The organism is Roseivivax lentus (assembly GCF_900156805.1).
Taxonomy (GTDB): domain Bacteria; phylum Pseudomonadota; class Alphaproteobacteria; order Rhodobacterales; family Rhodobacteraceae; genus Roseivivax; species Roseivivax lentus.
In genome coordinates, this window is the sequence record NZ_FTOQ01000001.1 from 506,705 (window position 1) to 518,871 (window position 12,167).

General features: G+C 68.2%; 9 protein-coding genes. 5 read left to right on the plus strand and 4 right to left on the minus strand.

Going from position 1 to position 12,167, the window contains the following annotated elements; translation table 11 throughout:
• Positions 1 to 32 precede the first annotated feature (32 nt).
• From BW990_RS22015 to BW990_RS02430, 4 genes are all read left to right on the plus strand, one after another.
• Complete coding sequence (locus tag BW990_RS22015; protein ID WP_200798003.1) at positions 33 to 2,240, plus strand: AAA family ATPase; 2,208 nt, start codon at positions 33 to 35, stop codon at positions 2,238 to 2,240.
• Entirely contained in the window at positions 2,240 to 3,214 is a 975-nt protein-coding gene (locus BW990_RS02420; RefSeq protein ID WP_076444616.1) for an HNH endonuclease family protein, read from the plus strand. Before BW990_RS22015 ends, BW990_RS02420 begins: the two co-directional genes overlap by 1 nt.
• Before the next feature lie 17 nt (positions 3,215 to 3,231).
• Positions 3,232 to 4,419, plus strand: coding sequence for a DUF2235 domain-containing protein (locus BW990_RS02425; protein WP_076444618.1), 1,188 nt, complete (start codon positions 3,232 to 3,234; stop codon positions 4,417 to 4,419).
• A 350-nt stretch (positions 4,420 to 4,769) separates the two neighbouring features.
• Entirely contained in the window at positions 4,770 to 5,561 is a 792-nt protein-coding gene (locus BW990_RS02430; RefSeq protein WP_076444620.1) for an SseB family protein, read from the plus strand.
• Between the two features lie 313 nt (positions 5,562 to 5,874).
• On the opposite strand, the gene panC is transcribed toward BW990_RS02430, so the two are convergent.
• From panC to BW990_RS02450, 4 genes are all read right to left on the minus strand, one after another.
• The gene (panC, locus tag BW990_RS02435; RefSeq protein WP_076445126.1) at positions 5,875 to 6,717 is read right to left on the minus strand and encodes a pantoate--beta-alanine ligase; all 843 of its coding nucleotides are present in this window, start codon (positions 6,715 to 6,717) and stop codon (positions 5,875 to 5,877) included.
• On the minus strand, positions 6,714 to 7,544 hold the full coding sequence (panB, locus tag BW990_RS02440) for a 3-methyl-2-oxobutanoate hydroxymethyltransferase (protein WP_076444622.1): 831 nt from the start codon (positions 7,542 to 7,544) through the stop codon (positions 6,714 to 6,716). Before panB ends, panC begins: the two co-directional genes overlap by 4 nt.
• 188 nt (positions 7,545 to 7,732) lie before the next feature.
• Entirely contained in the window at positions 7,733 to 8,647 is a 915-nt protein-coding gene (yghX, locus tag BW990_RS02445) for a YghX family hydrolase (protein WP_076444624.1), read from the minus strand.
• Positions 8,648 to 8,918: 271 nt separating this feature from the next.
• A complete protein-coding gene (locus BW990_RS02450; RefSeq protein WP_076444626.1) occupies positions 8,919 to 10,130 on the minus strand; it encodes a helix-turn-helix transcriptional regulator in 1,212 nt (403 codons plus the stop codon).
• A 555-nt stretch (positions 10,131 to 10,685) separates the two neighbouring features.
• Here BW990_RS02450 and BW990_RS02460 point away from each other — a divergent pair.
• Positions 10,686 to 12,152: an ABC transporter substrate-binding protein gene (locus tag BW990_RS02460; RefSeq protein WP_076444630.1), complete on the plus strand. Its 1,467-nt coding sequence runs from the start codon at positions 10,686 to 10,688 to the stop codon at positions 12,150 to 12,152.
• Positions 12,153 to 12,167: the final 15 nt, after the last annotated feature.

The following is a 12,167-nucleotide window of genomic DNA, read 5'->3' on the forward strand; positions in this document are numbered from 1 at the left end:
GTTTCGAGCCCTTGTTTTGACCCGGTATTTCAATGCGCTTCGTCGACCGATCCCGCGTGCCCGTTCCGAAACAGGTCTTCTCGCCCCCCTATCGCGAGGCCGGGCGGAAGCTGCAGAATTACCTCGCCCTCGATGAGAAAGAGCGGGCGCAGACCCGCGTGCCGGATCGCAGGCTGCCCGAAACGCCCCCGATCCTGCCCGAGCTTCTGACCCTCTTCGACGGCAAATGCGCGTTCTGCGAAGAGGCCCGGTCGGACCTCATGCCCTTCCGCTTCCGCCCGCCGAACGGGATCGACGCGCCCGATCTGCACGATGCGCATATCTATTACGCCTGGATGTCGGATCTCTGGCAGAACCTCTATCCGATCTGCCCCGACTGTTATCCGACCGACCATCAGGCCTTCCCGGTCGACGGCACCCGGATGCCGATTCCGAGCGTTGAGGAATATTTCGAGATCACCATGCAGAACGCCCTCGATCCGGAGCTGGTCCGGGCGGAGCGCGCGGTGTTCCTCGACCCCTGCGCCGACGATCCGCTGGGCCGCGACCTCGTGATCGGCGCGGCGGACGTTCTGGCGGGCCAGCTCGGCGGCCTGACGCCGCGGGGAACCGCGACGATCCAGCACTTCAACCTCAACCGGCCCGATCTGGTGCAGCGCCGCTTCGCGGCCCTCGACGCCGCCTTCCGCAACGCGGAGCGAGACCCCGATTGGCGACCCGAGCCGACGCAGGATTTCCTGGCGTCGATCACCTTCATGCTCGACGAGGCCCGGTCGGGCCAGGCGGGACGCACCATGCAGGAGCTGCTGGTCGAAAGCGGTATCCCCTTTTCGCAACTCGGTGTGGACGCGGCGCTGAAGGAGGCCGCAGCCGGGGCGCCGGAGCCGGCCCACACCTCCGCCCGGCTGACGCATATCGCCATCGACAGCTTCAAGGCGCTGTCTTCCGTCTCGCTCGCGCTGCCCGGCCCGCCCGACCCCGACACCGCCGCGGCGCTCCTGATTCTCGGTGAGAACGCGACCGGGAAAAGCTCGCTTCTCGAAGCGGTGGCGCTGGCCGCGATCCCCGATGCGGCGCGCGACAGGCTGGGCGAGAAGGCGGAGCGTTACCTGCTCGATCCCCGCTTCATGGGGGTGGACTGGATGGCGCAGCGCAGCACCTCCGAGGTGCGGCTGACCTACAGCTTCGGGGGCAGCGGCCCCCACGCCTCTGAGACCGAGCGCGTGATGACCGTCACGCCCGGCGGCTTCTTCGTCACCGGGCCCGACATGCAGACCTTGCCCGTATTCGCCTACGGCGCCTACCGCCATTACAAGTCGGTGCAGCGCGCATGGCGCGAGGACCGCCCGGTCCGGTCGCTCTTTCACTCCGACGATCTGCTGTCGAACCCGGAGAAATGGCTGCTGACCCTCGAAGAGGAATATTTCGACATGGTGGTGCGCGCGCTCCGCGTGGTGATGGGCGGCGGATTCCGCATCATCCAGCGCGAGGCCGCCCGCTGCCTCGTGGTGGTCGAGGAGGACGGCGTGTCGCTGCGCACGCCGCTCGACACCGTCTCCTCGGGGTTCCGCACCATCCTTGCGCTGACCTGCGACATGATGCGCTGGCTGATGGAGCGGTATGATTTCACCACGCTCGAGGCCGCCCGCGCGCTGGTTCTCATCGACGAGGTCGAGGCGCATCTGCATCCGCGCTGGAAGGTGTCGATCATGTCCGGGCTGCGCCGCGCCTTCCCGGCGATGACCTTCATCGTCACCACCCACGATCCCCTCTGCCTGCGCGGCATGCGCGACGGCGAGGTCATGGTCCTGCAGCGCGTGCCGGGCCAGACGCGGGATACCGACCTACCGGTCTTCGTCGACACGCTGCGCGAATTGCCCGACGTGACCAAGCTCACCATCGAGCAGCTGCTGACCTCGGATCTCTTCGATCTCTTCGACACCGACGATCCGCGCACCGGCCACGCGATGGCCGACCTCGCGGATGCGCTGGCCCTGCGCCGGGCTGCGGGTGATGCGGGCACGGCCCTGCCCGAAGAGGCGCAGGCGACGCTGCGGCGGTTCCGCACCGAGGTGCAGGGCGCGCTGCCGGTCGGCTCGACCGAGGTGGCCCGCATCGTCGAGGAGGCGGTCGCGGACTACGTCCTTGCCGCGCGCAACGCCCGCGCCGCGCGCCGGCGCGAGCTGCGCGAGGAGACCAAGGCGCGGATCCGGCGCGCCCTCTCGCGGGAGGCGGGGTGATGCGCCACGTGGACCGCCGTGCCATCCCCGCGCCCAAGGCGCTGACCCAGCCCGGGCGTCCCGGCCCGAACGAACTCGATCGCGTGCGGGCCCACCGCGCCAATCGCGAGACGCGCGACAAGAGCTTCGACTTCAAGGCCTACAAGCACGACGAGGTGAAGGCCGCGCTGGAGCACCTCTTTCACGGCAAATGCGCCTATTGCGAGACGTTCTATTCCGCCCAGGCGCCCGTCGACGTGGAACATTACCGGCCCAAGGGCGCGGTCGCCGGCGAGCCGGATCATCCCGGCTATTGGTGGATCGCGATGGATTGGGACAACCTTCTTCCGTCCTGCATCGATTGCAACCGGCGGCGCAAGCAACAGGCGCCCGATCCCTCCGCCTCGCTCTCGGCGCTGCTCGACGGCGCGATGGTCGAGGCGAGTTCCGGCAAGAAGGACGTGTTTCCAGTCAGCGGCACGCGCGCGGCGCGCGACACCGACGCGCTCGAGCTGGAGGACGCCTATCTGCTCGATCCCTGCCGCGACGATCCCATGGCGCATATCGAATTTCATATCGACCCCGAGGACCTCTGGCCCTTGGCGCTGCCGAAACGCGACCCGGGCGCCGCGCCCGCCGTGGCCGCGCTGGGCGACGGGGCGAGCATCGCAGAACACGCCGCGGCCCTCGGTCTGTCGGAACGCGGGGCGGTGTCGATCCAGGTCTACGGTCTCAACAGGCTCGGCCTTGTGCAGGACCGCGCGCGGGTCCTCAAGCATCTGGAATTCCTGCGCGGGCTGATCTTCGAGATCGACGCCGTTGCCGCGGATCTCGAGGCCCATATCGACCCCGAAGTGCGGCGCGTGGCGGGCACGCTTGCGGCGCTGAGCGACCGCATCATCGAGGAATTGCGCGCCATGTCCGCCGCCGATGCCCCCTATTCCGCACTGGTCAGCCAATGGTGCGACCGCTTTCTCGACGAATTGTCCCCCTGAGCCAAGGAGCGTTTCCCATGCCCAAGAAGATCATCCTCCTGCTCGACGGCACGTCGAACCAGATCGACGCGAAACAGCGCACCAACGTGCTCAGGCTCTATCAATGCCTGCGCAAGATGGACGACCAGGTGGTCTATTACGACCCGGGCGTCGGCACGATCGGCGACGAGAACGTCTGGCTGTCGGCCTGGCGCAAGGTGCAGGAGGTCTGGGGCATGGCGACGGGCTGGGGCCTCGACCGGAACGTGAAGGACGCCTACCAATTCCTGGTGGAGAATTACGATCCCGGCGGCGAGGCCGAGGACGGCACCAAGGTGCCCGCCGACGAGATCTACCTCTTCGGGTTCTCGCGCGGGGCCTATTCGGCGCGGGTGCTGGCGGGCTTCCTGCACGCCTTCGGCATCATCGAGCCGCGCAACCTCAACCTGCTGAACTACGCCTACCGCGCCTACAAGCGCATCGGCGAGGGCGGCGGCGCCCATGCCTTCGAGGAAATCCGCCTCTACGAGAACATCCTCGACCCGCACCGCCCGACCATCCGTTTCATGGGGCTCTTCGACACCGTGGCCTCGGTGATCGAATGGGGCCGCTTCGGGCCGCGGCTGAAATCCCATGCCTTCACCAAGAACAACACCTCGGTGCAGGCGATCGCCCATGCGGTGTCGATCCACGAGCGGCGCACGATGTTCCGCGGCAAGCTCTGGCCCGAGGGGCAGGTCTTCAAGCCCAACCGCTTCATGAAGACCGAGGACGCCCCCGAGCAGCATGCCCTCGAGGTCTGGTTCTGGGGGGTGCACGGCGATATCGGCGGAGGCTACGGCGAGGCGGAATCGCGGCTGGCCAAGCTGCCGCTCGTCTGGATGATCGAGGAGGCCGAGGCGCAGGGCGCGGTGTTCTGGACGCAGACCGTGAACAAGATCGCCCGCGGCACGAAGGACGATTACGTGCCGCCCGATCCGCTGGGCAAGCAGCACGATTCGATGTCGATCTGGTGGCGGATCGTGGAGATCCTGCCGCGCCGCAAGCCCGAGGATTCGAAGAAGGCTTCGATCTTCGGCTGGTACATGCCGCTCTGCGATCCGCGCACCATCCCCGAGGATGCCCGCCTGCACTGGTCGGTGAAGGTCCGCGCCGAGCACGACAACCGCTGGCCGGTGAACACGCCCGACACCTACCGGATCGAAGGCACGCCGCCCGAGGATTGAGGCGCCTTGCGGCCGGGTGTTCTGGGTGTTTCTTCGCCGGTCCGGTGGCGTGGGGTGTCGCACATCCGCCCTGCAAAGCCGACCGCGGGGCCAGCCCCGTCGCCGATGCGCTTGGGCTATCGGCGCACCAAGAAAAGCGAGGGGCCAGCCCCTCGCGCTCCCCGGAGGTATTTCCGGTCCGGCCGTGACAGGGCGTGGCGCTTCGGGGAAGAGGTGGGACGCGCGGGCGTTGCGGGGCTTCGGCGGGCTCAGGCGGGCATCGCCGGACGGGCCGGGATTTGCGGCTCCGGGCCTCGGGCGCCCGGCGCGGGCGACTTGCCCCGGGGGGGCCGCACCGCTACTTGCCCGCCATGGAACACGAGACCCCCCTCGACGCGGCCTTCGCCGCCATGGAGGCCGCGCCCGACGACGACGCGGCGCGGCTGCGCTTCTACGAACGGCTGGCCGATACCGAACTGCACGTGCTGCTGTCGCGGGAGATGGCGGGCGAGACGCTCGATCCCGAGATCTTCGAGGTCGAGGATACGTCCTTCGTGCTGGTCTTCGACAGTGACGCGCGGATCGCGCGCTTCGTCGGCAAGCCCGCGCCCTATGCCGCGCTGCCGGGGCGGGTGATCGCGGGGATGCTGGCCGGGCAGGGCGTGGGGCTCGCGCTGAATATCGAGGTTGCGCCCTCGGCCTATCTCGTACCGCCCGAGGCGGTGGCGTGGCTGGCCGACACGCTGGGCCACGGCCCGCAGGAGGGCGCCGCGCGGCCCGCCGAGCTGCATCCGCCCGCCGGCCTGCCGGAGGCGCTGCTCTCGGCGCTCGATGCGAAACTCGGGCGGGCGGCGGGGCTGGCGCGCAAGGCCTATCTCGTCGGGGTCACCTATGACGATGGCAGCCGCGGGCATCTTCTGGGCATCACCGGGGCGCGTGACGGGGCCGAGGGGCCGCTTGCGCGCGCGGTAAACGAGGCGCTGGTCTTTTCGGGCATCGAGGCGGGCGCGCTCGACGTGGTGTTCCTGTCCGACAGCGACGCCTTCACCGCCCGGATCGCGCGGGTCGGGCTGCGCTTCGATCTGCCCGAGCCGGTAAGCCGCGCCCGCGTGGTGCCCGCCCCGCCCGGCAGCGATCCCGAGAAGCCGCCGAAACTGCGCTGAGGTTGGTTCCGGCGCCGATGCCCTTGGGCCATCAGCGCATTCCGAAGAGCGAGGGGCCAGCCCCGTCGCCGATGCCCTTGGGCCATCGGCGCATGCCGAAAAGCGAGGCGCCAGCCCCGTCGCCGATACCCTTGGGTCATCGGCGCACCCGGAAAAGCGAGGGGCCAGCCCCGTCGCCGATGCCCTTGGGCCATCGGCGCACTTCGAAAAGCGAGGGGCCAGCCCCTCGCGTTTCCCGGAGGTATTTCCGGTCCGGCCGTGACAGGGGCGCGCGCGGTCTGCCTGATGTGGGACGCGCGGGCCTCCGGCGGGTTCAGACGGCGATGTTGTCGATCAGGCGCACGCCGTCGAGCCAGGCCGCCGCAAAGAGGCGCGCGGGCGTGTCGGCGCGGATGCGCGGCGAGAGATCCGCGACCGCGCGCAGTTCGAGATATTCCACCCGTTCGAACCCGGCGTCGATCAGCGCCTCGGTGGCGCGCGCGATCAGCGGCGGGGCCTCGGCGCCGCTGCGCAGCGCGGCGGCGATGGCGGTCATCTCGCGGTAAAGCGCGGGGGCTTGCGCGCGGGCTGCGTCCGACAGGCGCCCGTTGCGCGAGGAAAGCGCCAGCCCGTCCTCGGCGCGGATCGTCGGGCAGCCCACGACCTCGGTGGGGATGTCGAGGTCGCGCGCGACGCGGCGGACCACCTGCAATTGCTGGAAGTCCTTCTCGCCGAAGAAGGCCCGGTCGGCGCCGGTCTGCAAGAATAGCTTCGAGACCACCGTCGCCACGCCGTCGAAATGGCCCGGCCGGTGCGCGCCGCAGAGGATATCGGTCAGCGCCGCGACGGAGACGGTGGTGGCGAAGCCGTCGGGATAGATCTCTTCGGGGTCCGGCGCATAGATCGCGTCCACCGCGAGGGGGGCCAGTTTTTCCGCGTCGCTCTCCTCGGTGCGGGGATAGGCGTCGAGATCGCTCTGGCTGTTGAACTGCTTGGGGTTGACGAAGATCGTCACGATCACGCGGTCCGCATCGGATTTCGCGGCGGCGGCGAGGCTCAGATGGCCTTCGTGCAGCGCGCCCATCGTGGGCACCACCGCGACGGTCTCGCCCGCCGCGCGCCAGCCCGCGACGGCAGCGCGCAGCGCGGCCTTGCGGCGCAGGATCGGCACCATCAGCCGCGGCCCGGCGGGGTGTCGGCGAAGACATGCTCCGCCGCGGGGAAGAGACGCGCGCGGACCTCGGTGGCATAGGTGGCGATGGCGGTCTCGGCATCGTCGCCCAGATGCGCGTAGCGCTTGACGAATTTCGCCTTGAAGGCCGTGAAGAGCCCCAGCATGTCGTCCACGACCAGCACCTGCCCGTCGCAGCCCGCCGACGCGCCGATGCCGATCGTGGGGATCGCCACGGTTTCGGTGATGCGGTCGGCCAGCGCCTCGGGCACCTTTTCGAGCACCACCGCGAAGGCCCCGGCCTCGGCCACGGCGCGGGCGTCGCGCACCAGCCCGTCGCCGGCCTCGCCGCGGCCCTGCACCCGGTAGCCGCCGAGCGTGTTGATGGATTGCGGCGTGAGCCCGATATGGGCCATCACCGGGATGCCGCGAGCCGTGAGAAAGCCGATCGTGTCGGCCATCCCGGTGCCGCCTTCGAGCTTCACCGCGCCCGCGCCGGTCTCGGCCATGATGCGCGCGGCGTTGCGGAAGGCCTGTTCGGGGCTTTCCTCGTAGGAGCCGAAGGGCATGTCCACGACCATCATCGCGGAGCGCAGCCCGCGGCGCACCGCCTGGCCGTGCAGGATCATCATCTCCATCGTCACACCCAGCGTCGAGGGCAGGCCGTGCAGCACCATGCCGACGCTGTCGCCCACGAGGACGAAATCGCAATGGGCGTCCATGAGCTGTGCCATCGGGGTGGTGTAGGCGGTGAGGCTGACGATAGGCGTGCCGCCCTTCATCGCGCGGATGTCGTCGGGAAGGGGCGCGGTTTTGCGGGCGGTGGCGCTCATGGCGGTCTCCTGCCGGATTGGGTGGCAGGGGATTAGCACCGTGCGGCGCGGGCGGCTAGGGGGCGCGGGAAGTGGCGCTGCGTTACGACGCGCGGCATGAAGGGGCGCGATCCCGGGATCGCCCCGGGGCAGCGGAATGCCGGGGGTGACGCGGTGCGCGCCCGCCCTGCAGCGGACGCGCCCGGGGCTCAGCCCGCGAGGTAGGTGCCGAACCAGGCTACCATGCGCTCTTCGGCGAGGGTCGCGGCGGCCGCGTCGTAGCGCGGCGTGGTGTCGTTGTGAAAGCCGTGGTTCACGCCGGGATAGATATGCGCCTCGTAGCGCTTGTCGTTGTCTTCCAGCGCCTTCTGGAAATCCGGCCACATCGCGTTGATCCGCTGGTCGAGCGCGGCGAGCTGGATCATCAGCGGCGCCTCGATGCCCGCGACCTGCGCGGCATCGGGAAACGAGCCGTAGAAGGGCACGCCCGCCGCCATCTCGGGATAGGCCGCGGCCAGCCGGTTCACGACGCCGCCGCCATAGCAGAAGCCCGTCGCGCCGACCTTGCCGTTGGTGCCCTCGAGCGCCTGCAGATGCTCGAACCCCGCGAAGAAGTCGTTCAGCAGCGCGCCCTGGTCCAGGGTCCGCTGCATCTCGCGGCCCGCGTCATCGGTGCCGGGATAGCCGCCGAGCGAGGACAACCCGTCGGGCCCCATCGCCACGAAGCCCGCCTTGGCAAGCCGGCGCACCACGTCGCGGATATAGGGGTTCAGGCCGCGGTTCTCGTGCACGACGAGGACGGCCGCGGGGGGCCGTTCGGGGTCGATCTCGGCCGGGCGCACGAGGTAGGCGGTGATGTCGCCGGTGCCGTCGGGGCTCGCGTAGGTGATGTCCTCACCGACGATGCCTGGATCGTCCTCCGCCACCTGCTGGGCCAGCGCGTAATTGGGCGAGAGCGTGTTCAGGATCGCCATCGCGGTCAGGCCGCCCACGGCCCACTTGCCCGCGCGGTCGAGGAATTCCCGCTTCGAGATCTTCCCGTGCGCGTAGTAATCGTAGAGATCGAGCAGGTCCTGATCGAAATCTGCCGCCGTGAGCCGGCGCTTCGGTGCATGATGGTTCATCGACATCCTCCCAATGGATGGACAGGAAGTTAGACCGGCGGAAGGCGCCGGCGACGGGTGGACAGCAATTATTCATCTGTTCGGGAACGGCATGCTCGGGGCCATCCGGACCGTCAGATCACCCGATTGCGGCAACGTTCGCAGGTGTTCGGCGATGCCGCACAGCGCGCGGAAGCGCGGTGCCTGCGCGCGCTGTCCGCGCCGGCCTGAGCCGGGCGACATGGCCAAGCGCACGACCCTGCTGGTCATCCGCGCGGACCCGGTTGTCGCCTTACTGCGCGAAAGGCAGCGACAAAGGCTTGGGATTGTCCCGACCGCCGCCGTCCTCGAACATCGTCCCGACAGTGCGGAACACCGAGAGCGCGTCGATCAGGGCCACGTTCGACGACACGCCGACCTTTTCGTAGATGATCTGGATCTGGTTGCGAATGGTCTTCAGCGATCGTCCCGACACATCGGCCAGATCGCTTGCGCTCGCGCCCAGCATCAGGCCCTTGCAGACTTCCGCCTCGCGCGAGGTGAGGTCGAAGACATCCTCCAGCAAGGCGGTGCTGATGGCATCCACGTCTGTCTGGCCGATGAAGATCGCGAACATGCGTTCCTCGTTCAAGAGGTGCCTGTCGATGGCGCTGGCATCGCGCATCGACGCCCGGAACGGGGTGATCGACAGCGAGATCGGGGCGGGGTCGGTGATGATGCGCATTCCGCCCGGGGTCAGATCGCGGTCGATATCGGCGATCTTCCGGCGGAGTTGCCGGCTGTCCTCCGGATCGTCGAGAACAAGCCGCCCGCCGGCCTCCACCGACAGGGGGGTGCCCCGCTCCAGCACGCGGCGGCCCGCGCCATTGCCGAAGAGAAACTGGCCATGGGCATCGGCGACAAGCATGGGAAGGATGATCCCATCCAGGAACCCGCTGCACACTTGCGCCGACCGTTTTGCCAGCGTCAATGCGCGGGCCAGTTGCAGGGCTCTCACCGCATGCGGAGACAGGAGCTTGAGGGTTTTGAAAAGCGCGTCATGGATTCGGGTCTCCGTGACGGGATCGTTCGGTATCGCAAACCCGATCACTGCCGAGCGCTGCCCGCGCGCATCGAGCTTGATGTGGATGACGTGCCTGAACCCCGCGGGGTTCAGCAATTTGCGGTAGAGGCCGCTTTGGACAAAGGTCGCTTCATCCATGAATTTCTTGGTGCGACTGACAAACCCGTTTGGTAACGCTCTCCAGGCCTCGTGGGGCAGCACGTTGTCGATCAATCCCAGATCCATGCGCACGGGCTCGACGATGAACTGAGGCAGGTCGGTGCTGGCATATTCGGGTAACATCATCTCCCCGTCGATGCCGTAAACGATGGCGCCGATGCCGGGGAAGAGTTGCGCAATCCGGTCGATCAGCGACTTCCATTGCTGGGCCTCGAAGGCGGAATCGTAGACCAGACCAATCAGGTCGCTCAACTCGTCCGGCGTGATCATGATCTCGTCCATGCGCCCAGCATACATCGGTTCGTGAGCTTCCCCATGGGCAATTGTGCCCATGCGCGACGGGTCCCTGCACGCCAGTCTTGGTGCATCGCCGATCCCAACGATTGTCGTTGAACGGCACAGCGTAAGGACAAATCCCATGATTGCGCAGTTTTCGAAACTCCTTCGGGCCGGAGCCATTGCGACCGGTATCTGGATCGCCACGCTCGGCGCCGTGCCGTTTGCGAACGCACAGACAGTGTCGGTCCCTACGCTGTCCTATCCCGAGCCCGGGACCGTCTGGGGCTGTCGTTTCCTCCGTACCTGCGCCACGGCACCCGTCGTCACGAAGAACGAGACGGACGGCCTGGGGTCGTAAGGGGGCGTGCGACCCGCCTGGACTTTTTGCACGGCGAAACCGGGATACACGTTTCGCCGCGCTGCATGCGTTGCCGGGGATCGCCGAGGCCCGATCCCGCCGCGCGTCACGGCGCCCGGACACACGCCCCGCCCCCAACATCCTTGATCCGCGTTGCGATCCGCTCAAGAGTACCGCAAACCGCCAAGGAGGCCCGACCCATGTTCCGCCGCACCCTGACCGCGCTTGCGCTCTGCGCGAGCCCCGCGCTTGCGCAGCAGACCGACCTCACGCTGGCGCTCCAGCTCGAGCCGCCGCATCTCGATCCGACCTCGGCGGCGGCGGGCGCCATCGACAGCGTGCTCTACGGCAATGTCTTCGAAGGGCTGACGCGCTTTGCCGCCGATGGCAGCGTCGAGCCCGCGCTTGCGGAAAGCTGGGAGATCGGCGAGGACGGCACCACCTACACCTTCACCCTGCGCGAGGGCGTCCGCTTCCATGACGGCACCGCGATGGATGCCGAGGACGTCAAGTTCAGCCTCGACCGCGCCCGGGCCGAGGACAGCGTGAACGCGCAGAAGGCGCTCTTCGAGGGCATCTCGGAGGTCACCGTGGTGGACCCGCGCACGGTCGAGGTGCGGCTTTCGCAGCCGGACGGGAATTTCCTCTTCAACATGGCCTGGGGCGACGCGGTGATCGTGGCGCCCGAGAGCATCGAGAATATCAAGCAGGCGCCCGTCGGCACCGGGCCCTTCACCTTCACCGAATGGGTGCAGGGCGACCGGATCGAGCTGGCGCGGAACGCGGATTACTGGGGCGAGGCCCCGGCGCTCGAGGCGGCGACGTTCAAGTTCATCTCGGACCCCACGGCGGCCTTCGCGGCGATGATGGCGCAGGATATCGACGCCTTCGCGGGCTACCCCGCGCCCGAGAACCTGCCGCAATTCGAGGTCGATCCGCGCTTCCAGGTCATCGTCGGCTCCACCGAGGGCGAGACCATCCTCGCGATGAACAACGCCGAGCCGCCCTTCGATGACCCCGAGGTGCGCGAGGCGGTGGCCCATGCCATCGACCGGCAGGCGATCATCGACGGGGCGATGTTCGGGCAGGGCACGCCCATCGGCACGCATTTCGCGCCGCGCAATCCCGATTACGTCGACCTGACGGGTCTGTCGAATTACGACCCGGAGCTGGCGCGCCAGCTGCTGGCCGATGCGGGCCATGGCGAGGGCATCTCCACGACGCTGAAACTGCCGCCGCCCTCCTACGCGCGGCGCGGCGGCGAGATCATCGCAGCCCAGCTGCGCGAGGTCGGCATCGAGACGCGCATCACCAATCTCGAATGGGCGCAATGGCTCGAAGAGGTCTTCCGCGGCAAGGATTTCGGGCTGACCATCGTCAGCCATACCGAGCCCTTCGATATCGGTATCTATGCCCGGCCGGATTACTACTTCCAATACGACAATCCCGACTTCCAGGCGCTGATGACGGATTTGACGGCAACGACCGATCCCGCGACGCGCTCGGAGATGATCGCCGAGGCGCAGACCATGATCGCGGAGGATTACGTGAACGCCTTCCTGTTCCAGTTGGCCTATCCCACGGTGGCGGATGCGCGCCTCACAGGCCTGTGGGAGAACCAGCCGACCCAAGCCAATCCCCTGGGCGGGGTGTCCTGGACCGAGTGACCCGGCTGCCGCGAA